This window comes from Blautia sp. SC05B48, from assembly GCF_005848555.1.
Taxonomy (GTDB): Bacteria; Bacillota; Clostridia; order Lachnospirales; family Lachnospiraceae; genus Blautia_A.
The window spans coordinates 98193-122022 of record NZ_CP040518.1 but is presented as its reverse complement, the minus strand read 5'-3'; the positions used below and the strand labels follow the sequence as shown (position 1 = coordinate 122022).

The following is a 23830-nucleotide window of genomic DNA, read 5'->3' as shown; positions in this document are numbered from 1 at the left end:
AAAGATATTAAATGTGTTTAAATATACTTATGGAGGTATATTATGAACACATCAAATATCACAAATTATAAACCAAAAGATTTTGCTGGATTATTAGGTGTTTCTGTAAAAACGCTTCAGAGATGGGACAGAGAGGGAATCTTAAAAGCAAACCGAACTCCAACAGACAGGCGTTATTACACATATGACCAGTATCTTCAATTTAAAGGTATAAATATAGAACATGATAAACGAAAAGTTGTTATTTATGCAAGAGTATCTACCAAAAACCAAAAGGATGATCTTCAAGATCAGACAGCATTTCTGCGTCAGTTCTGTAATGCCAGAGGAATGATCGTAGACCAGTGCATTGAAGACTATGGAAGCGGACTTAATTATAACCGCAAGAAATGGAATGGATTACTGGACGAAGTCATGGAGCAGAAGGTCAAAACCATAGTGATCACGCATAAAGACAGATTTATCCGTTTTGGATACGACTGGTTTGAAAGATTCTGCATGAGATTCCACACAACGATACTGGTGGTGAACAATGAAGAACTGTCACCACAGGAAGAACTTGTACAGGATATTATTTCCATCCTTCATGTGTTTTCCTGTAGATTATATGGACTTCGTAAGTATAAAAAACAGATAGAAAAGGATGAGGAGATTGCTGAAGAGCTTCAAGACAGAGATCGATCCTACAGAAGAGCAGAAGATCAAAATACATAAGACAATCAGCACATGCAGATATATTTATAATTTCTACCTGTTTCATAATAAAGAACGTTATGATGCCGGTGAAAGATTTATGAGCGGCAAGTCGTTCAGTGTATGGCTGAACAATGAATACCTTCCAAGGCATCCGGAATATTTCTGGATCAGAGAAGTCAGTTCCAAATCGGTAAAGAATGCAATCGAAAATGCCTGTACCGCTTTTTCAAGATTTTTTCATCATCAGAGTAGTTTCCCGAGATATAAGAAAAAAGGAAGATCTGATGTAAAAATGTATTTTGTAAAGAATAATCCCAAAGACTGTCTCTGTGAACGTCACAGGATCAAGATCCCAACACTTGGCTGGGTAAGGCTGAAAGAAAAAGGTTACATTCCGACCTCTAAGGATGGATATGTGATCCGAAGCGGGGCAGTTTCCATGAAAGCAGGCAGATATTATGTGTCTGCACTTGTCGATATACCTGCTCCGGAAGCAGATGGAAATCTCACTGATGGGATCGGAATCGATCTGGGGCTGAAAGACTTTGCAGTTGTGTCAAATGGAACTGTATACAGAAATATCAATAAAACAGCACGGATCAGAAAACTTGAGAAACAATTAAGACGGGCACAGCGAAAGCTTTCCCGCAAATATGAGGATTTAAAGAAAGGAGAGTTCACTCAAAGAGCAAATATATGCAAACAAAAGCTTAAAGTACAGAAACTTCATCATCGGATAGAAAATATCCGTACAGATCATATCAACAAGGTAATATCTGAGATAGTGAAAACCAAGCCGTCTCATATAACGATTGAGGATCTGAACATATCCGGGATGATGAAGAACCGGCATCTCTCAAAAGCAGTTGCGTCCCAGAAATTCTATGAATTCCGGACAAAATTGAAAACAAAATGTGCTGAAAATGGAATCGAACTGAGGGTAGTTGACCGATGGTATCCATCTTCCAGGATCTGCCACTGCTGCAGCTGTATAAAAAAAGATCTGAAACTTTCAGACAGGATCTACAGATGCACATGTGGATATATTGAGGACAGAGATCTCAATGCAGCACTGAATCTGAGAGATGCAGAGACTTACGAAGTTGCATGATCCCGCAAACGTAAGTATGTACCGAAGGCTATTTCGGGAATTAACGACTGTGGAGTGTACTTAGGATCTGTGAGTAGAGATAACTCCGGTTACTCAAAAGCATACACAAAGAAACAGTAAGCGGTATTCGTGAGAATCTGCATTATCTCGATGTGAGTATGTTTAATCACATTTTGAGTGGCAGGAAGCTTATGGAAAAAGAAAACACTGAAGGACTGCTCCATCCATCCATGCTGCAGATTCGCTATCTGACAGAACTGGCAAAAATAGGCAAAAAACGAGGCAGCGTGGCGCTGATCGCCGATACCTGCGGAGTCAGCCATGGCCCGGTAAGCCGCTTTTTTAAAGAATGCATTGGTGCAGGATACCTGAGTGAAGGCTATGAATTTACCGAAAAGGGTACCCGCGCACTGAAAACATACCAGAGGATCCTGAAAGAAGTCGGCGCCTATCTGGAACGGATCGGGATCGCGGCATCCGAGATCCCCGAAAAAACAAGACAGCTCATTGAGAACGTAGATTACAGCCTTCTCATGACAATGACCAGAAATTCCGGCCAGGTAAAGGAATCCCGAAACCAGACAAATGCAGAAAAAGGAAGCCTCTATTATCTGGATCATGTGCTGGAAAAAGGCCGCTTCGAAGTAGGAATTGCCATTTATCAGCTGAACACAGAAGGCACAACGAAGCTTTCCATGGCAAACAACGGGTTCGAGCATCTGGCCTGCATCCGGAACAATACCCGAGGAAGCTGGCTGGAATTGACCACCCGTGAGATGCACGCCCATTCCCGGATCGACGGGGCAGATATGCGGGGAAGGCTCTCATCCCTGAAATACGTAGACCAGGGCCAGCTCTACGAAGCCGCCATCCGGGAGGGCAAAGTTCGCATTCCCCTAAGTGCCTGCCGCTTCATGAAGACCCACCTGGGAAACGTAAAGGGAATGGTCTCCATCACCGTTACCTGCAGCGTAGGCAAAGCCCATATGCCGGAGAGCACCGCACTTCTGATGTTCTGGCTGTAGAAAATAATCAGACCGATTAAAAGCCGAAATGAAAAAAAATCGGCTTTTTTTTGTGCCAAAAATCCGGAAATGCCCATGTTTACGGGATTTTTGAAAAATATAAATGGTTCCCGCAGGGAACGGAAAACGAAAAAATAGTTGACCCAAACTAACACTTGTGATTAAATGACAGCAGAGAGTTAGACATGGGTAACAGGAGAGAATGTGCCCTGGCCTGCTTAAAAGAAGGGTGTGCGACACCTTACCACATAAGGAGGAAAGAAATGAGAAGAAAGAATTTATGGCTTCGCCTGTCATCCTGTACGATGGCAGCCTTGATTGCAACAACATCCATCGTGCCGGTATCTGCGGCAGAAGTGGATTTCCAGGATGAAGCTTCCGCAGACATTGCAGAGGAAGCTGCAGAAGAAGTACAGGAAGCAGCTGGCGATGAGACAGAGGACGTGACACTTGCTACCGACGAGAATGCAGAGCAGGGAGAGACAGAAGACGCAGCAGAGGCTGAGCTTGCTGTCGAGGACGGCTTCTCTGACGGAGAAAGTGATGCGGCGCTGGTACAGGAGAGCCCGGCAGCTGAACTTACCGGTACGGTACAGACTGGTTTTGGAAGCACAAACACCAATCTGGAAAAAGGCAGCTACGAAGTAACGGTATCCATGATGAAGGCAGACGATACCACAGCAGCATCCATGGCAAACGCCTGCATCGCAGGAAAAGGAACTCTGGTAGTAGCAGAAGACGGAAGCGCTAAACTGACCGTACCGATCCAGGCCATCACCATGATGGGACAGACTGTTTATGCAACAGACTGGAAGGTATACAAGGGAGCTGTAGGAACGGAAGCGACAGCAGCAGAGTATACAACCGATAAAGACGGAAATGTAAACAGCATTACATTCGCAATCCCGGATAAAGCCCAGGACGGCGTATATGTAACCATGACTATGGCAGCAGGAAGAACACAGGATGCATTTCTGAAAGCTGATTATGCAAACGCAGAGAAGGATGCCGCAGCAGTAGACACATCCGCACTGGAGGCAACCATCGCACAGGCAGATGCCCTTGATGAGATGGCATACACCAAGGCATCCTGGGACGGAAATAAGGATGCCATTGATGCAGCTAAGACAGCAGCCAAAGCAGCACTGGAGAAAAAAGAATCTCAGGAGGCTGTGGATGCGGCGAATACTGCACTGGCAGATGTAGTAAGCAAACTTGAAGCAGCTGGTGACCCGGCAGAACTTCTGGCACTTCTTGACCAGGCAAAAGCAATGGTAGAAACAGATTATACTGTAGAAAGTGTACAGCAGTGGTGGAAAAATCTTCAGACTTCGATCACAAATGCGGAAACAGCAATCAATGGCCGTGAGACAGAAAAGGTTCTTGCAAGCAAGAAAAGTTTTCTGAACACTCCGATAGGACGTCTGGTAAAAGCTTACGATACAACAGTATTATTACAGAAGCTTACAGAAGCAGAGGCACTGAAAGAGGAAGATTATACGGAAGACAGCTGGAAAGAGGCAGGCCTTGCAACTGTGATTCAGAGAGCAAAAGATGTCATTGACAATCGTGGAAGTAAAGATGAGGTAAAAGGTGCTGCCAATGAACTGGAAACAGCAATGGATAAACTGATAGCAGTTTCCATGGAAGTGACAGTTGGACGTGGAGATTTCGTAAAGAAACTCACACCTGGAACCTACAGCCTTCCGATCAATCTTCTGAATGCAGGACATATTGATGCTACACAGCAGTATACAACCAAAGATTACATGAAACATACATCCATGGCATCCGGATGCTTCACAGGAGATGCAACTCTGGTAATCCATGAAGATGGAACTGCAACTCTTACAACTGGTTTAGGAGCAGTTACTTCTGATGCTTTGGGATCTGCACAGTCCGGTGGTGCAGATGACTGGTCCATTTATGAAAATACTCAGGATTTCCTCAATGGAACTGCAAATTCTGCTAAAGGTGCCCGTTATAAAGCACATGTAGATAAATTGGGTATCCTTGGAGGAAAGAGAAAACCGACCAAGATTAGCTTTACTGTGCCGGATCTGAAACAGAACGTAGTTGCAACCCGTATGCACATTGAGATCATGGGCGTTTATCAGGATGCCTGCATTGGCCTTGACTGGAATAATGTAAAGAAAGTAAGCGATGATACAAGTGCAACTTCTACCGTAGAAAAAACTTACGAGATCGCACCGGATGTACAGACACAGCTTGAGAACATGAAAGCAGGAAGTACTGTAAAACTGGATGCAGATGTGACTCTCAGTGATGACTTGATCATCCGTGGCGGTACCTTGGATCTCAATGGTCATGCACTGAACCAGGCAGACAACCTGATCCGTATCAAAGGTGATGTAACGATCATCGACAGCAGTACGGAAAAAACAGGTAAGCTCACCCGTGAGAAATATGTAAGCAATACGAATTCCAGTGCTTCCATTACTGTAGAAAAGGGATCCTTGTCTGCAGAAGGTGTTACGATTGACGGACAGATTGGAAATGCAATGTCTTATAATTCACTGAATTATCTGGCTGGACTTCCTCGTGTTGCGGTATCACTGAAAAACTGTGCACTGGTTAATACATTACAAGCTGTAGGCAATACTACAAGTAATAATAATGTATATTTTAGTAATATGTCCAACGGAATTGATGTGACAGTAGATAATTGTACATCTGATAAGGGAATGGAAGTTTCCTCCTGTGTGGGAGAAAAAGTTTCGGTTACAAATTCAACACTGTGGAGCTATAGTCAGTATAGTAATGAAGGTGGTGTTGCAACATTTACCGGTAATACAGTAAGTGGTAGTGTTACTATTAAAGCAGATGAACTCACGGTCAGAGCTGATAAAATCAGCAATGGTATAACCTTTAGTGGTAATGGTGATGTTACACTGGAAAACATGGATGTTTCAACTAATGACTCCCGTGGAGCAGCTGTTAAATCATACGGAACAGGAACTGTAACAATCAAAAGCGGTGTTTACACTTCTGAAGGTAAGAGAGGCTATGCAATCAATTCGTCTGGAGCACCGGTAGTAATCGAAGGTGGTTATTTCAAGAGTGCGAATAAGCTTGTAAATAATAATTCATACAAAACTCCTGCAAATAAAAAACTGGGAGAAGTAACAGAAGGTGATTATGCCGGATATTATACACTGGTAGATGATCTGGATGGAACTGTTGCAGATCCGGTAGCAACCATCTACAATGCAGATGGCAGTGAAGCAGAGAAACTGGGAGAGGATAAAGCAGACCTGATCGTTTCTTTTGCCGGTGAAGGACAGACAGTAAAACTGAACAAAGATATCAGCACAAGTTCTGAAACAAACTACAAGAATATGACACTGGATCTGAATGGACATACACTGACACTTGCACAGGGAATGGTTTCTTTTAGTGGAACTTGCCGTGTGATTGACAGTTCTGCAGATAAGAGTGGAAAATTGGTGGCTAATGGATGGGCATTTACTTCTCAGCAGAATTTTGACTCTGGCCTGATTCTTGATAATGTAACTTGTGAAACACCAGTGCTTCAGTATGTTTCTATTGGTAAATTATACGTTATCAATGGTACTAAAATTATTGGAACAACAGTAATTAATCCGGCAATAGGTTCCGGCGCTGCATATGTTCAGGATAGTACATGGACATTTGGAGCGCAGGATGAAGACGGAAATGCTGTAGATGGACAGGCCCTTCTTGAAAATACAGTAAGAGCTGCCCAGTATACAATTACCAAGAACGAAGATGGTTCTTTCTCAGTAGCATCTACAAATCTTGGTAAAAACATGAGAGCTTTTGAAGCTCTGGATGCTTCTGCTTACACCAAGGCAAGCTACAAGGCAGCAAAAGATCTCTATGACACACTGGATGGAACAATCGATGAGGATATCACAGAAGAGCAGATCAAAGCATTCAACGATGCAGTAACCGCTCTTCAGCCGGTAGCTACAGAGACTTCTATCAACGCTCTGAAATCTGCCATCACAGCAGCCAAAAAGGTAAAAGCAGCAGACTACACCGCAGCATCCTACAAGACATACAAAGCAGCCATCACAGCCGCAGAGACAGTCCTGAATGGTGAAGATTTCTCCGATACAGAGGTAACAGCAGCAACCAAGGCTCTTACCGATGCCAAGGCAAAACTTGTCAAGCTGAAAACACAGTCCATCACCGTTTCTGTAAAGAACACCAAAAATGTGGTTTCCAAGAAATACGGTGACAAGGCATTCTCCCTTGGAGCAAAAGCGAAGACTACTTTAACTTACAAGTCTTCCAACACAAAGATCGCAACTGTAGACAGAAAAGGTAAAGTTACCATCAAAGCTGCCGGTACTGTAAAGATCACCATCAACGCAAAAGCAACCAGCACTTATAAAGCAGCAACAGCCAAAGTACTGACTATCAAGATCGCCAAGAAAGCTCCGACCATCAAAACAAAGATCGGAACCAAGAACCTTTCTTACAACACTCTTAAGAAGAGAGCACAGGTATTCACACTTGGCACTTCTGTAAACAGCAAAGGTACTTTAACTTACAAGAAACTTTCCGGATCCAGTGCAGTTTCCGTAAACAGCAAGACCGGCAAGCTCACAGTTAAGAAAGGCCTCAAGAAAGGCACTTACAGAGTAAAAGTTCAGATCAAGTCTGCAGCAAAAGGCAACTACACTGCAGGAAGCAGAACTGTAACCGTAACTGTAAGAGTTAAATAATTTACGGATCTTCGGATCAACAGATTCCACTTATGTGAAATCCCCCGGCTTTTTCTCCTGAAAGCCGGGGGATTTTGTCAATATCGATTAAAGGCCGAAATGAAAAAAAATCGGCCTTTTTTTGTGCCGAAAGTCCGGAAAAGCCTGTATTTAAAGCATTTTTAAAATTTTAAAACCGTTCCCGTAAGGAACCAAAGGCGAAAAAACAGTTGACTGAGACTAACAATCGTGGTTACAATGCCAGTATAGAGTTAGCCTGAGACAACAAGCGGCTATTTGTCCGGGCACAAAAGCACAAATAACAGAAAGGCAGAGAAAGAATGAAAAAGAAAGTAATCGCAGTTCTTCTTGCCTCCATGATGGCAACTTCCATGGTTCCGGTAACGGCCATGGCAGAGGATCAGCCTGACGTAGTGAGCGCAGAAGAGACACAGGACCAGGGATTTTTTGAAGAAGAAACCGATGTGCAGGAAGCGGAGACAAAAGCTCCGGCAGAAGAGGAATCCCAAGAAGAAGATTCCCGTGACGCTGTAGAGCTGGAGAAGAGCGAAGATGCAGATTCTCTGGATCTTTCCCAGGATACGTTAGAGAGCGATTCTGATGAGGCAGATCCTTTCGGCCTTACCGATGGAACCGCACCGGCAGCAGAAGCAGCCGGAACAGTGACTCTTAACGGAGTTGCTTTTGATACTGCAAAAACCTACATCGTTCCGCTGACTCTGAAAAATGCCCACAATCTGGAGCAGGACAGTGCGGCAGTTGCATGCCCGGGTAAATTCGGAACCCTGACATTTGACGCAGACGGAACTCCGAAGATTTCCACAAACCTTCGAAGCGTAACCGTGGGAACGCTTACCGATTATGCCTATGATTTCAAGATCTATCAGGGAACAAAGCCGTCTGGGGAGACGGTGGCTGCGGATATCGTGGCAGCACAGACGGTAGGCAAGGCAGACGGAAACGGAAACCATGAAGTTCCGGAAACCATCTCCTTTGCCATTCCGAAAGATGCGTACAACACAACAGGCGTATACTTAAGCATGTATGTAGATGCCATGGGCTATGCGCCGGATGCTTATCTTCAGATCGACTATGCAGGCGCAAAGGAATCCGGGGATCCGTCTCTGAATTTTACTACAGAGATCAGCACAGCCGAGGTGGAGCAGTTTGGTAATTACAACGTTACCTCCCAGGTGACGGTAAAGGATGGCCGTATTACCGATGTTGCCCTTGCAGGAAATGATTTCAAGGGAACCCATGCGGACGATAACCAGATGTACCTGAACAAGGCCATCAATGGTCTTGGCAGCACAAAGGGTATGAAGGAAAAGCTTACCGGTCTCTATATGAACGATGCCCAGAAGCTCAACGATCTGGATACTGTTTCCGGAGCAACCTATTCTTCCAACGCCATAAAGAACGCCACCATGAATGCCCTTGGCGTAAAGATCGAGCAGGAGGTGATCCCGGATGCCCCGACAGAAAAACCGGCACCAGGACTTTACTACATCGAGATGAAAGACCGTACAGATGTGGTTGACCACGGACTGGTTGGCGAGAGCAAAAAAGCTGGCGCATACCTTCGTGTAGACAATGACGGAAAAATGTGGCTGACCTATAAGATGGTTTCCGGAACGACCGGAGAGCCGCTGTATGTTCTGGGCTATAACGGATATTATCCAAACGGTGATACTACACAGCCTCTTACAAAAGAAGGCGTAACATATTCCACAGAGAGCGCAACAGCTCCGACCATCGGTGACTGTACGGTTGTTACGGATATCACAGTTCCTCTTGACGGTATCAGCCAGACCTATGTGAACAACGTATATCTCTATGTGGATGCCATGAAGAACCTGAACGGCGAGGTTTCCGGCGTAAACTTTGACGCAGGTAAGTTCAACATCAATTCCACCATCACTCTGTACTGGGATACCCTGTATAATCTTTCTGAGGATTCCAGCGCAGCAGAGCTTGCAAAGCTTTCCGATGGTGTATACAAATTAACAGGTGAGATGGTAAAAGTGAACAAAGTGGACATGTCCATGAGCAACAATGCCATCAACCACAACATCAAACTGGTAGTAAAGAACGGTGTTCCATATGTGAACATGAACTTTAACAGCCTGACCATCACTTCCCTGAAGGGATATCTGAAGAACCTGAGCTACTATGCAAGTGGCTATGAGGTTTCCAAGACCGGAGAGCCAAGCGGAACTCTGGTTCCGGTAACTGTAAATTCTCTTCAGAAGTTCTCTAACGGAAAGACTCTGAAGGATGATTTCGGAACGGATTATCCGAATGATATTACGTTCCCGCTGTGTGAAGAGGCTCTGGAAGGAAACAATGAGATCCCGCTTCAGGTATTCGTTCCGATCATGGATGCCATCACTCCTGGTTCCGGAAAACAGAACGTTTATCTGCGCCTGGATTATTCCACACTGAAAGAGACCACAGATGCAGATGCAGATTTCGCTGAGACTGAGAAGGCTCCGACAGATCCTTCCACCATCAAGAAACAGGCAGCACAGAGCATCACAGTTGCAGTAAAGAACACCAAAAATGTGGTTTCCAAAAAATACGGTGACAAGGCATTCTCCCTTGGAGCAAAGGCAAAGACAGCCATGACTTACAAGTCTTCCAATACAAAAGTTGCCACTGTAGACAGAAAAGGTAAAGTGACTATCAAAGCTGCCGGAACTGCAAAGATCACCATCACTGCAAAAGCGACCAGCAGTTACAAAGCTGCCACAAAGACCCTGACTGTCAAAGTTGCCAAGGCAGCACCGGTCCTGAAGACAAAGATCTCATCCAGAAATATTTCTTACAATGCACTTCGTAAGAAAGCACAGGTATTTACCCTTGGTGCTTCCGTGAGCAGTAAGGGAAAAATGACCTATGCAAAAACAGCAGGAAGCTCTGCATTTACCGTAAATAAGACAAACGGAAAGATCACGGTAAAGAAGGGCCTGAAGAAAGGTACCTACAAGATCAAAGTGAAGATTTCCGCAAAAGCAACTGCAAAATACAATGCAGGAACAAAGACAGTTCTTGTTACAGTAAGAGTGAAATAAGCTCTGAAAAATCAGTAACCTGATAAAATTCCCCCTCATCCGGCTCCGATGCTTCCCCTGGCATGCGGCAGGACAGAGGGGGATTTTTTGCAGAGGGTATGTTATACTTGATACAGCGGAGGAGTTTTTACAGATCGATACAGACAGGAGAAGGGTTTTTATGAAGATTACGATAACAGCGGTTTCCGTACCTGCCCTCCGGCAGATCCAGGCATTCCGGAAACGCTATGAACAGCAGTACCCGGAGGATGATCTGACCATCGTCTGTTTCTATGTTGCGGGACAGGAACAGCGATACGTTCTGGAACCGGAAAAGATTATAACTGATATCGCTACGGCAGATGTGGCGGTGGTGGATACCATGGGGGCTTCCGAAGAGCTTCAGGAGATCGTGGTAAAAGGCCTCGAAGCCTGTAAGGGCCATCGGATCGTCATTGGAAACGCACTTCGGGACTATATCCGCCTGGGTTCTTTTTCCATGGGTGCCATGGGAAAAATGATGAAAGGTTCCGGCGGGAAAAAAGATTCCGGGAATGTGTCCGGGACGTCCGGCACCGATGGCGCAGAGGTATCCGGCAACGGTGAGAAAAAATCCTCCGCCGGTGCACTTACAAAAATGCACCGGATGCGGCGGATGGCAATGATGATGGGAAATGTGCTGCCTTTTGGTGTCACCCGGGATATGAAGAACGTGTTTCTTCTGATCGATTACTGGCAGCAGGCCACCAGGACAGATATGGAATCTTTTATGCATCTTATCCTCCGGCAGTACGGCGGACGAAAACTTCTCCCGAAGGAGAAACCCTGTACCATGGAGTACGGCGTCTATCTGAAAGATCCTTTTTCCATGGAAACCTGGGATACACCGGCGAAATTCTGGAAGAAGGCGGCTTTTGACAGTCAGCGGGAAACCGTGGCCCTGCTTTTTTACGGACATTCCTATCCCAATGATTTTCTGCCGGTAGTACAGGCTCTGGCAGAGAAACTGGGAGAGAGGTACAATCTGCTTCCCATTGCATTTTCCCAGAATGAGGACGGGGATCTGAAGAAACTGCGGGCATTTCTCACGCAGAAGAAAACACCGGTTTCGGCAGTGGTCAATCTGATGCCCTTCCGCCTGGGTGCAGGGCCCATGGGTGGAGATGCGGATCAGGCGGTGGAAATCCTGAAAGAACTGGATGTTCCCTATTTTAAACCCTTCTGCCTGACCAGAGTTTCCGGGGAGGAATGGGAGCGGGCAGATGCCGTGAATCCCGGAGAGTTTCTTATCAGCATCCTGCTTCCGGAGCTGGACGGCGGGATCCTTACGTTTCCGGTGGGGGTCATGGGAAGTGGAAGCACAGAGGGAGAAGAACCGGTCTTTCCACAGCTGGAACCCATAGCGGAGCGAGTCGATATCTTTGTGGCGCGCCTTTCCCGGATGCTGGAACTTAGAAAGAAAAAACGGGAAGAGAAGCGGCTGGCGGTGATCTTCTATAATTATCCCCCGGGGGAGAGCAATGTGTTCGGAGGAGCATTTCTGGATACCTTTGCCTCGGCATTCAGATTGCTTGAGGGGCTGAAAGAGGCCGGCTATGATACAGAGGGACGCTCTCCCGAAGAGCTTCAGGAAGTGTTTGTCACAGGCGGACACTGCAACCTGCCCCAATGGTGCGAGGAAGGGGAAGGAGGGATCACCTGGGAGTTTGAGGGAGAAGAATATCCCATCCGGGGGATCTGTGTGGGAAATGTTTTTCTGGGACTGCAGCCCCTTCGCGACCCGGAGGGAGAAAGCGGGGATCCGGGAAGATATCACGACCGGAACCGGAAGCCTTCCGGGGAATATCAGGCCTTTTATCACTGGATCCGTGAGAGATTTCAGGCGGACGCCATGATCCACTTCGGCACCCACGGCACACTGGAATTTCTGCCCGGAAAAGATAACGGCATGACCGGAAGCTGCTGGCCGGATCAGCTGGTGGGAGAGATCCCACATTTCTATTACTATTATATAGGAAATCCTTCGGAGGCCATGATCGCCAAGCGCCGTTCCCTGGCAACGCTTGTAAGCTATCAGGCACCGGAGCTTAAAAAGAGCGGTCTGTATGGAGATTATCAGGAACTCAGGGAAATGATCGGAGAGTACCGGGAGAGCATCCAGAGTGCACCGGAGCGGTGCGGGGATCTTCTTTTGAACATCGCAAAAGCAGGGAAGAGCTGCGGATTTCTGGAAGGAGATTCCGGAGAAAACTGCTCGGAAAAAGATCTGGATCTTCTGGAAGAGAGGCTTTATGAATATGAAAACAGTCTGATCACCGATGGTCTTCACGAGATCAACGAGACAGAACTTAACGGGCTGGTACATGGACTGGACGGCGGCTATGTTCCGGTGGGAACGGCAGGAGATGTGGTAAAGAATCCGTCGATCCTGCCTTCCGGACGGAATCTGGTGCAGTTTGACCCAAGGCTGGTGCCCACCAGAACGGCCTGTGAGCGGGGAATGAAGGCGGCGCAGCTTTCGGTGGAGGCTTATCATGAGAAGACGGGGACGTATCCGGACACTACGGCGCTGATCCTCTGGGGACTGGAGACTTCCAGAAGCCAGGGTGAGACTATCGGACAGATCCTGTATTATCTGGGCATCCGTCTGAAAACGGAAAAGAGCAGTTACGATGACCGGCTGGAGGTGATCCCCACCGAGGAGCTGGACCGGCCACGTATGGACGTGGTGATCCACATCTGCGGATTTTTCCGGGACATGTATCCCAACCTGATCAATAACTTAAATGCCATGCTCCGGCAGATCCTCCGGCTTGAGGAAGGACCGGAAAAGAGTTATTTTACGGCAAATACCAGAAAGATGGCAGAAGAGATCCAAAGATCTCATCCCGAAATGGAGGAACGGGAGGTCTGGGATCTGGCATCCTGCAGGATCTTTGGCCCAAAAGAAGGGGAGTATGGAACCCGGCTTACGGATGTTGTGCGAAAAGGCAGCTGGAAGGATGCGGCAGAGATCGGAAGTTCTTTTACCGAGGATCTCTCTTACGGGTATTCCTTCCGGAGGCGAGGGGTGAAAGCCGAAGAAGTGCTGGCCGGACAGTATGACCATGTGGATTTTATTTCCCAGGTGCGCAACAATGTGGAGTATGAGCTGACAGATCTGGATCACTATTATGAATTTTACGGCGGACTTGCCAGAGCCGTGGAGAACAAAAAAGGCAGCAAACCGGTCATGCTGGTGGCTGATACCACCGGTGAGGCGGTGAAGGTGCAGGATCTTAAGAGTTCTCTGGAGCGTGGGATCGCCACAAGGCTTCTAAACCCTGAATGGATTCAGGGGATGATGCGCCATGATTATCACGGTGTGCAGCAGATCGCGAAACGGTTTGAGAATGTGATGGGGTTTGCAGCCTCCACCGATGCGGTGACAGGCGAGACCTTTTCCCGGATGACCCGGTGCTATGCCGGGGATGAAAAACTCCGGAAACAGATGCAGCAAAGCAACAAATGGGCATACATGAAGATGATGGAGCGGCTGATGGAGGCCAGAAACCGAGGCTATTTTGATGCAACGGAAGAAGAACTGTCCCAGATCCGTGAGGCATATCTGGAGGCAGAAGGAGAGGCGGAAGAATGATGCGGGAAAAAACTTATGATTATCCATTTACGGCCATTGTAGGCCAGGAACCTATGAAGGAGGCCATCCTTATCAATCTGGTGAACCCGTCTGCAGGCGGGGTGCTGATCCGTGGACAGAAGGGAACGGCCAAGACCACTGCGGTGCGTGCCATCCCGGGACTTATGAAGGACTGCCGGGTGGTGGAGATCCCTGCCAATGCCACAGAAGACCGTGTGGCAGGAACCATCGACATCGAAGCCGCACTGAAAGACGGGGAAAAACAGTTCCAGCCAGGTCTTCTGAAAGAGGCAGACGGAAATATCCTCTATGTGGATGAGATCAATCTTCTGGACGACCATATCGTGGATCTGTTACTGGATGCGGCGGCAACGGGGCGCAATACCGTGGAGAGGGAAGGGATTTCCTGTACCCATTCTGCCCGGTTTGTACTGATCGGTTCCATGAACCCGGAGGAGGGAAACCTGCGGCCGCAGCTTCTGGACCGTTTTGGCATGGTGGTGGATGTGGAAGCAGAGACAGACGTGGATAAGCGGGTGCAGATCATTGAGAACCGGATGGCCTATGAGAAAAATCCGGGGTATTTCTGCCGGAAGTACAAAGAGTCTCAGGAAGAGCTTTCCGAGAGGATCCGCAGTGCCAGAGAGTTTCTGCCGACGGTGCGTGTCCCAAAGGAGCTGTTAAGGCTGGCGGCACAGATCTGTGTTGCCTACGGCACTGACGGCCACCGGGCGGATATCGGAATGATCCGGACTGCACAGACCATTGCCGCACTGGAAGGCCGGAAAAAGGCTTCCCGGGAGGATCTTGAGCGGGCTGCCCGGTATGTTCTGCCTCACCGGATGCGGAAAAATCCTCTGGAAGACGGACAGATGGATCCTCAGGTGATGGAAGAAATTCTTTCCGCCGGGAAAAAGAGCTCCAGGGAGCCGGAAGCTTCCGGGGAGGGTGACTAGATCCGGGAAAAGGAAGACGGGCAGATTCTGAGGAAGTATTCCTTCCGGTAAAACAGAGCGGAAGAGAGTATTCGGTACTGGAAGTTCTGGAGGGGATGAAACAGGAGATCTTTCTGAAAAGAGAGCAGCAGCCCCGGAAAGAATGGCTGCCGGGTGGGAAGCACAGTGGTTCTCTGGTGATCTCCTCCGGTCAGGAAGAGATTTTGCGAGCCGGAGAGGTGGATCTTCCGGCGTCTGTCCGGGCGGCGCTGGAGAGCGGCAGGATCGGGGGAGAGGACCGGGAGATCAGAGCGTGTGACCTCCGGCTGAAACGCTTCCGGAGAAAAAATAAGGTGTCTATTTTATTTCTGGTGGATGCCAGTCGTTCCCAGGGGGCAAAAGAGAGGCTTTCTTTTGCGAAAAGTGCGGTACTTTCCATCCTGCGGCGGGCGTACAGTGACAGGGACCGGGCAGGAATGGTGGTTTTCGGGAACCGAAAAGCAGAACTGATCCTGCCTTTTACCAGAAGTGTGGATTTTGCGGCAAGGCCTATGGAAGAGCTGAAAGCCAGAGGGAATACCCCTCTTGCCATGGGAATCCGAAAGGCTCTGAAAGTTCTGGAGGCGGAAAAACGGAAGAATCCGGAAGAGACCGGGATTCTGGTGATGCTCACTGACGGCAAGGCCAATTTTGACACCCGGGAGGGAAAGCCCTGGTCTCTTGCCCTTAAGGCGGCTGAGGAGCTGAAACGAAAAGGCGTGCCGGTGTTGGTGATCAATACGGAAAATTCCGTGTTCGGCATGGGGCTGGCCAGACAGTTATCCGATGCGGCAGGCGGGAAATATGTGAAGCTCTGACCGGAAGCTCTGTGTGAAAAAAGCCGGATATCCAGGTGTATCCGGGATCTTGATTAAAGACCGAAATGAAAAAATTTCGGTCTTTTTTTTGTCGAAAAATCGGGAACATGGCGGATTTAAAGGATTTTTGAGATCATCGAACCGTTCCCTGTGAGCACGGTTTGGACGATAGTATGTTGACATTAACTTTTCCTCATGATACGGTTAATCATGGCTAACAAGTGCTCATAGGAGGATGATGGGTATGAAGATAAAAAAATTTAAGCGAAGCAGTGCTTTTTTTATGGCGGCTGCACTGTGCCTGGGGAGCACATCCGGTGTTTATGCCATGGATGCGAGTGAACTTTCCAGGATCATCGAAGAGGCGAAGAACACAGATACTTCCGGGTATACACCGGAGAGCTGTGAGAGCCTTCAGGCTGCTCTTGAAGGAGCGGAGAACCTTCTTTCAAAAGAAAATGTAACAGAGGAAGAGCTTGGGGCAGGCGGAATGATGCTTCAGGCAATCCTGGAAAATGGTCTGGTGGCTCAGGCGGACAAGTCTTCTCTGACGGCGGTTCTTTCGGAGGTGGCTGCATACACAGACGACACACAGGATGGATATGAAGTACTGGATCAGGTACGTGCCCAGGCTCAGGCTGTGCTTGAGGATGGTAATGCCACCCAGACAGAGACCGACGGCGTGGCATCCGCAGTGGCCCAGGCAGAGGAGAACCTTGGGGGCGGTATCGACAAGACTGTGTTAAGTGACCTGATCACCCAGGCGGAAGCGGTGGATACTTCCGGCTCAGATGACGCTTCCGTACAGCAGTTAAAGTCTGCCATTGCGTCTGCAAAACAGGTGGCTGCAAACCCGTCTGCCACACAGAGCCTGGTGGATAAGCATATCCAGCTTCTTCAGGCGGCTGCGGAGGCACTTTATCAGAAGACGGACTCCAATACGGTTTATGACGGGGTATACCAGATCGGCGGACTGCTCCACCATGCTACCGCAGATCAGGTTTCCATGGGAAACTCAGCGCTGGTAAAACCCTTCCAGCTGATAAAAAAAGGAAATGATATCCATCTGCGGATCGAATGTACGTCCCTGACTACCAAGCTTGGCAAGCAGAATTTTACCGGCTATCTGGCAAGCATGTGGTATTTTCCGGGATTTACCAGTGAAGATACCCTGCCTTATGCGGCCGCAGAGGAAGGCCAGGCTGTAGATACCGGTGAGACGCAGAATGCGGCGGAGACAGAAGCTGAAGATCCAGAAGAGGCGCAGAGTGCAGAGACGGAAGCTGCGGAAGAGAGTTCTCAGGCACAGACAGAGGATGCAGCAGAAGACGAACTTTTTATGGATGGAGAGGAAGCTTCCGGGGACAGCGATGGTGCAGCGACTGGAGAAGAGGCTTCTGCGGCTCAGGAAGAAACACAGTCTCTGGATGAGAATGAAGTTCCGGCGGCAGAGGCTGCCACAGCAAAAGCAGTGGGTGTGGAATCCTACTATGACATTTATGATTCCTACAACGATCCGAAAAAAGGCACCGATGCCACAGTAAAAGGGAAAAAATATCCCCATTACATAACCATTCCGGTAGAGCTGAACCAGAGCATCGTATGGACCAGGATCTATGTTCCGGTCATGGAAGCCATCAATGCAGGTGGCGGAAAGCAGTATGCGAAAATGTATCTGGACTGGAATGACCTGAAACAGATCAGCGGAACGGAAACGGACAAGGCGGCCCTGAAAAAACAGGTCACAAACGCGCAGAATGTCCAGAAATCCCTTAAACAGGACAGCCAGGGCTATGCCGGTGAGCAGCTTGCCATGCTTGCAGATGCCATTGCGGCAGCTCAGGCAGTTTATAAAAACATGAACATCGACCAGACTGTTGTGGACAATGAGGTAAAAGCCCTTACCATGGCGGTAAATGCGGTGACCAAGGTCAAGGTAGATTCTGATAAGAGTGAGCTTAAGAAAGCCATCGAGACCGCCGACAGTTATCTGAATGAGACGGATGTAGAGTATGAAACATCGACCCGTGAGGCGTTACAGCGGGCAAGAGATAAGGCCAGTCAGGTCTATGACAATGAGGAGGCTTCTCAGACAGAAGTCAACAAGTGTGTCACTGCCATAGACAATGCCATCCAGGGACTGATCATCCAGGGAACGGACCGCCGTGAGATCAAAAAAGCGCTGACAAAGGCGGAAACTTATCTGAAAGATACAGCCCATTATACAGCCGCAGATATGGATGTGCTCCGTTCTGTTTATGAAACGGCAAAGGCGGTTTACGGGAACAAAGAGTCCAGTCAGGAAGAGACCGATGCCCAGACCGGTATCCTGGATTATGTGATGAAAAACATGAAGAAGGCTTCCCAGACAAAGGTGGATAAGACCGGACTTCATGAGATGCTTCTCACGGCTTCCAATATGGCAGGCAGGGAAGATACCTATACGGCCGACACACTGAAGACATTAAACTCTGCGATCACTGCCGCAAAGACGGTTTATGATAACAGCAGTGCCACCCAGAGCCAGGTCAATACACAGATCAAAAAGCTTTCCAAGGCAGTCAGCGGACTGAAGAAGAAGTCTTCCGGCAGCAGTTCGAACAGCAGTAATAATAATGGTAATAACAGCAGCAACAATAACAACAACAGCAATAATAACGGCAGCAACAGCAGCCTGGATGTGAAGAACCTGGCGGACGGTGTGTATTCCGTCACAGGCTCCATGGTAAAGATTGACAAAACATCTGCATCCATGTCCAACGAAGCCATCAATCACACCATCAAGCTGACGGTAAAGAAAGGAAAATATTCCATTACCATGGACTTCAAGGGGCTGACCATTAACGGACAGCTTGGATACTTAGGTACCCTGAAATATTTTAAGACCGGCTACAAGCTGGATAAATATGGCGCACCATCCGGTTCTCTTGGCAATGTAACGGTGGATTCCTATCAGAAATACACCAACGGCAAGCTGGTTACGGACAATTTCGGAACCAATTATCCGGATGTGGTCACATTCCCGCTGATCGATGAGGCAAAAAATGACGGTTATGTGCCGCTTCAGGTTTTTGTTCCCATTATGGATTCCATTACCAAAGGCACCGGAACCCAGCCTGCCTTCCTGAAACTGGACTGGAGCACCCTGAAAAAGACGGACAGCAAGGATCCTGGTTTCGAAGGCGATAACAACAATGGCGATGGAAGCAACAGCGGAAATAACAGCACCGGAAACGGTTCTCTCAGCGGAAATAATGGCAGCTTAAGTACCAACAGCAACGGTTCCTTAAGCGGAAGCGGTTCCAAACTCGGCAGCAACGGTTCCTTAAGCGGTAGTACTTCCAAGTCTGGAGGAAGCTCCTTAAAGAGCAGCGGTTCCCTGAAATCTTCCGGAACCACCACCAAATCCACATCCACAAAGAAATCAGCAGGAACTACTGCGCTGAAATCCGGAAAGAGCATCGGCAGCAAATCGGATTCCAAAGATACGGGAACCACAAAGCTTACCAGCAGCGGCCTTTCCGATGCGTCAGATCAGGATCAGGAGACAACCACTTCCGGCGAAGCTTATGCAGATACCGAGACTGGTACCGGGGAATCTTCCGGAAATATGAGAAAAGTGGCAGTTCCGGTATCCGTCAGCGCGCTGGCGGCACTGGCAGGTGTTTTCTATAAGATCAAGAGCAGAGGGGGAAGCCTGAGAAAGAAGGCAGGAAAGAAGAAATGAGAGAGAAAAATTGGAAAAAAAATCTACTGACCTGTTTTGGAGCGGCAGTACTCTTCGTGGCGGCAACTCTGGGATTTCCGGTAACTTCCGTCCACGCGGAGTCGGGAAGTGTGTATTCCTGTACCATTAACCGGTGTTATTCCCATCCGGTGACAGGAGAGATCGAAGACTCCGGCGGTGAGGCATCCTACGCCACCGGACAGGGTATGGTAGAAGGTGCGGTTTATGCAAGTGGTCTGATGGAAGTGACGGACTCCGGCAATTATTATCTGACGATCCGCATGAGCCTGATCGATTATACGTCCGGTCACAGTTTCAGCGTACAGAATGTAGGAGATTCCGGCTGGTCCGGCACAGGCGTCGCGGTAACCGCAAATGGTTCAGACAGCAACGGAACCACCTCCGATATCTGTATCCAGGTTCCAAGCGAGAACTGCATCGTCCGGGTCAGCATGTATGTAACCCCGATGGGAAGAAACGTTACATTTTATCTGTATCCAAGCGATTATTCCGAGGGAAACAGTGTGGGTATGAATCCTGCTTTTGTAACAGAAGAAGCAGCATCTGCCGAGGCTTCCGGAAGCGGCGAGGCAGTTGCCAACAGTACCCTGGATACGGGAAGTGCCCAGGAAACGGACGGAACAGAAAGTACGGATGAGGCTGCGCAGGACAATGAGAAGGAAACTCAGAATGATGCGGCGGCCACCCAGGCAGCAGCTGCACAGAGCACTGCAGAAAGCGGCTCCACAGGAAATGCGGATGCCATGAATTCCGGGAACACCGTAGCGGCAGCACAGAAACAGGCAGCAGCTTCCAAAAGCTCTGACGAGTCCGATACAGACAAGGAACTGAACAGCGCCCAGGGACTAAATTTTTCCACAGCGGAAGAGGACAGCATCACTTCCGGGGAAAAGAAATCTGACGGCGAAAGCAGCGTAAAGATCAATACGGTCTTTGCCATTGCTCTGGCAGTGACAGGCTCCGGTCTGGTTCTGATCCTGGTAACTGCACTGATCATCTGGTACTTCCGTAAGAACTGGCACAGATGGGGCGGAGAGGATGATGACGATGATGAATATTAAATCCTGCATCAGCAGAGGAATTCTTGTCACAGTCCTGGCGGCAGCGTCCCTTCTTCTCACCGGCTGTGTGGATCAGCACCCGGAAGGCACGAAAACAACCACACAGACAGAGACGGTGGAGTCCATGCTGGAGATCACGGACCCTGTGGAAAAACAGGCAGTGGAAGTGGCAAAAGCCAAGGTACGATCCATGGAGGGATCCCCGAAGATCGTAGCTACTTCTCCGGCAGTTGCGGATATCTGTGACAAACTGGAACTGGATCTGGTTGGGGTATGCTCCAGCAGCATTTCCACCATTCCGGAGCGTTATAAAGCTGTAACCACCGTGGGTACAGCCATGAGCCCGGATATGGAGATCGTGGCTTCCCTGAAACCGGACTGGATTTTAAGCCCGATCTCTCTTCAGTCAGACCTTGAACCCAAGTACGAAAATATCGGCGTGGACTGGGCGTTTTTAAATCTTCGCAGTGTACAGGGGATGTACCGTTCCATTCAGGAACTGGGAGAGATTTTTGACAGGGAAGAGCAGGCAGGCACGCTTGTAAAAGAGTTCCGGGATTTCTACGAAGAATACAAAAAGAAGAACGAGGGAAAAGACCATCCCAAGGTGCTGATCCTGATGGGACTTCCGGGCAGCTATATCATTGCTACCGAAAATTCCTACGTGGGAAGTCTTGTGGCTCTGGCTGGCGGTGAAAATGTTTATACAGATACAGATCAGGAATTTCTTACGGTAAACACCGAAGATATGAAGACCAAAGAACCGGATATCATCCTCCGTGCGGCTCACGCACTTCCGGATCAGGTCGTGGAGATGTTTAACGAAGATTTCAAGACCAACGATATCTGGAAACATTTCGACGCGGTAAAAAATGGCAGGGTGTATGACCTGACTTATGAAAATTTCGGAATGAGCGCAACTTTCCGTTATCCGAAAGCACTGGATGAGCTGCAGCCGATCCTTTATCCGGAAAGTGACGAGGATCTGGAAAAAGCGAAAAAGAACAGTGAAAACGCGCAGAAAAATGCAGAGAAATCCAATGCGACCCAGAAATATGAAGACGCGCAGAAATCCGGCACATCCGGAAAAACTGCAGCCGAAGATTCCCAAAAGACCACAGAAAAGGAGAAGTGACAAAAATGGATGAAAACAGAGAAAAAAGAAAGCGGCTCCGTGCAGTGCTCTCCTTTGTGCTCATGGCGGTGCTTCTGATGGTATTGTTTTTTGCAGCCATCAATATCGGAAGCCTGAAGGTTTCCTTCGAAGAGCTGATGAGAGGACTTTTTGTGGAGCGTATTGACGAAGTGGCAACCATCTATGACCTTCGTTTTCCGCGTATCATCATTTCCATGCTGGCAGGAGCCGCCATTGCGGTTTCCGGTGTTCTGTTCCAGGCGGTCCTTAAAAACCCACTGGCAGACCCTGGTATCATTGGTATTTCCAGCGGTGCCAGCTTTGCGGCAGTTCTGATCACAGCTTTTGCACCGGGACTGTATTTCTTTACCCCGCTGGTGGCGTTTTTTGGCGGCGTGGTCGCCTTTTTGATGGTTTACTGTCTGTCCTGGAAGGGCGGCTTAAGTCCTCTTCGTATCATCCTCACCGGTGTGGCAGTAGATGCATTGTTTGCCGGACTTTCCAGCGCTTTTAACAGCATGAGCGGTGGAAATATGTCCGGCGTGGCTTCCATCGTAGAAGCCAATATCACCCAGAAAACCTGGGATGATGTGACAACACTGGTTCCTTATGTTGTGGCAGGGCTTTTCCTGGCATGCCTGTTTATCGGAGAGTGCAACCTGATGTCTCTGGAAGATAAGACAGCACGAAGCCTGGGACTGAACGTCAATGCCACACGAATCGTGATCTCCCTGATCGCGGTACTTCTGGCAAGTATTTCCACAGCCATCGCAGGTGCCATCAGTTTCCTTGGGCTGATCGTGCCACATATCGGAAGGATCCTGGTGGGAAGTGACCACAGGGCACTGGTTCCGTTTTCCGCACTTGCGGGAGCCTTTACCTTCCTTCTGGCAGATACCATCGGAAGGACCATTGCAGCTCCCTATGAGATCAGTGCGGCAGTTGTGATGAGCGTGGTAGGTGGTCCGTTCTTTATCATTCTCTTAAGGAGGTCAAAAAAATATGGTGACTGATACACAGAATACGGAAAAAAAACGACCTGCCATGGAGGTAAAGAATGTATGCTTTTCCTATGGTAAAAACGAGATATTAAAAGGCGCGTCCCTTAAGATCGAAAAAGGCAAGGTGACGACCATTATGGGAGCCAACGGATGCGGTAAATCCACACTTTTTTCCCTGATGACCAAAAACCTGGACCCTGCAAAGGGAAAAGTCCTTCTGGGAGGAAAAAACATCGCAAGGTTGCGTCTGAATGAATTTGCCAGAAAAGTGGCCATTGTACATCAGTACAATACGGCGGCGGATGACATCACCGTGGAGCGTCTGGTTTCTTTCGGAAGAACGCCTCATCTTGGTATGATGGGGATCCGTGGAGAAGAGGATGAGCGGTATGTGAACTGGGCCATGGAAGTGACCAATGTTTCCCAGTTCCGTGAGAGGGAATTATCCAGACTTTCCGGCGGACAGCGCCAGCGTGTGTGGATCGCCATGGCGCTTGCACAGGGAACCGAGATCCTTTTTCTGGATGAGCCGACTACATATCTGGATATCCGATATCAGATCGAGATTCTGGAGCTTGTGCGGAAGCTGAACCGGGAATTTGGCATGACCATCGTTATGGTCCTTCATGACATCAACCAGTCGATCTATTTTTCCGACAAGATCATCGGTCTCGCCGGTGGAAAAGTCATCGTGGAAGGTGAGCCGGAAGAAGTGATCACGGAGGAAAGCATTCATGAACTTTATGGTATTGATCTAAAGGTGGCCCGGGTGGACGGCCGGAAATTTGTACTGACAGTATGAGATACCATCGGGATAAGAACCCGGGAAAGGAAAGAA

At 48.4% G+C, this 23830-nt stretch carries 13 protein-coding genes; all 13 read left to right on the top strand.

The features are described 5' to 3' along the window. The first annotated feature begins 57 nt into the window (after nt 1-57). The 13 genes from EYS05_RS00525 (at nt 58) to EYS05_RS00465 (ending at nt 23794) form a co-directional block, all read left to right on the top strand. On the top strand, nt 58-714 hold the full coding sequence (locus EYS05_RS00525; protein ID WP_174235856.1) for an IS607 family transposase: 657 nt from the start codon (nt 58-60) through the stop codon (nt 712-714). Continuing rightward, on the top strand, nt 644-1807 hold the full coding sequence (locus EYS05_RS00520) for an RNA-guided endonuclease InsQ/TnpB family protein (protein WP_138276337.1): 1164 nt from the start codon (nt 644-646) through the stop codon (nt 1805-1807). Before EYS05_RS00525 ends, EYS05_RS00520 begins: the two co-directional genes overlap by 71 nt. A gap of 191 nt (nt 1808-1998) precedes the next feature. After that, nucleotides 1999-2832, top strand: coding sequence for a hypothetical protein (locus EYS05_RS00515; protein WP_118513693.1), 834 nt, complete (start codon nt 1999-2001; stop codon nt 2830-2832). 263 nt (nt 2833-3095) lie between these two features. Beyond that, entirely contained in the window at nt 3096-7565 is a 4470-nt protein-coding gene (locus EYS05_RS00510) for an FIVAR domain-containing protein (protein WP_138276336.1), read from the top strand. Between the two features lie 320 nt (nt 7566-7885). Continuing rightward, the gene (locus EYS05_RS00505) at nt 7886-10639 is read left to right on the top strand and encodes an NEAT domain-containing protein (protein WP_138276335.1); all 2754 of its coding nucleotides are present in this window, start codon (nt 7886-7888) and stop codon (nt 10637-10639) included. Between the two features lie 160 nt (nt 10640-10799). Continuing rightward, nucleotides 10800-14255 carry a cobaltochelatase subunit CobN gene (locus tag EYS05_RS00500; protein ID WP_138276334.1) on the top strand — a complete coding sequence of 1152 codons (3456 nt, stop codon included), beginning with the start codon at nt 10800-10802 and terminating at the stop codon, nt 14253-14255. Beyond that, a complete protein-coding gene (locus EYS05_RS00495; protein ID WP_306466238.1) occupies nt 14252-15211 on the top strand; it encodes an ATP-binding protein in 960 nt (319 codons plus the stop codon). The genes EYS05_RS00500 and EYS05_RS00495 overlap by 4 nt, the downstream gene beginning before the upstream one ends. Nucleotides 15212-15306: 95 nt before the next feature. After that, nucleotides 15307-16047 carry a vWA domain-containing protein gene (locus EYS05_RS00490; RefSeq protein WP_138276333.1) on the top strand — a complete coding sequence of 247 codons (741 nt, stop codon included), beginning with the start codon at nt 15307-15309 and terminating at the stop codon, nt 16045-16047. A 244-nt stretch (nt 16048-16291) separates the two neighbouring features. Next, nucleotides 16292-19774, top strand: coding sequence for an NEAT domain-containing protein (locus tag EYS05_RS00485; RefSeq protein ID WP_158293289.1), 3483 nt, complete (start codon nt 16292-16294; stop codon nt 19772-19774). Beyond that, complete coding sequence (locus tag EYS05_RS00480) at nt 19771-20856, top strand: heme-binding Shp domain-containing protein (RefSeq protein ID WP_138276331.1); 1086 nt, start codon at nt 19771-19773, stop codon at nt 20854-20856. The genes EYS05_RS00485 and EYS05_RS00480 overlap by 4 nt, the downstream gene beginning before the upstream one ends. Continuing rightward, nucleotides 20837-21991 carry a heme ABC transporter substrate-binding protein IsdE gene (gene isdE, locus EYS05_RS00475; RefSeq protein WP_416385837.1) on the top strand — a complete coding sequence of 385 codons (1155 nt, stop codon included), beginning with the start codon at nt 20837-20839 and terminating at the stop codon, nt 21989-21991. Before EYS05_RS00480 ends, isdE begins: the two co-directional genes overlap by 20 nt. 5 nt (nt 21992-21996) lie before the next feature. Then, nucleotides 21997-23004 (top strand): FecCD family ABC transporter permease, encoded by a 1008-nt coding sequence (locus EYS05_RS00470; protein WP_138276330.1) that lies wholly within the window; start codon nt 21997-21999, stop codon nt 23002-23004. After that, nucleotides 22994-23794 (top strand): ABC transporter ATP-binding protein, encoded by an 801-nt coding sequence (locus EYS05_RS00465; protein WP_330575512.1) that lies wholly within the window; start codon nt 22994-22996, stop codon nt 23792-23794. The genes EYS05_RS00470 and EYS05_RS00465 overlap by 11 nt, the downstream gene beginning before the upstream one ends. The last annotated feature ends 36 nt before the right edge of the window (nt 23795-23830 follow it).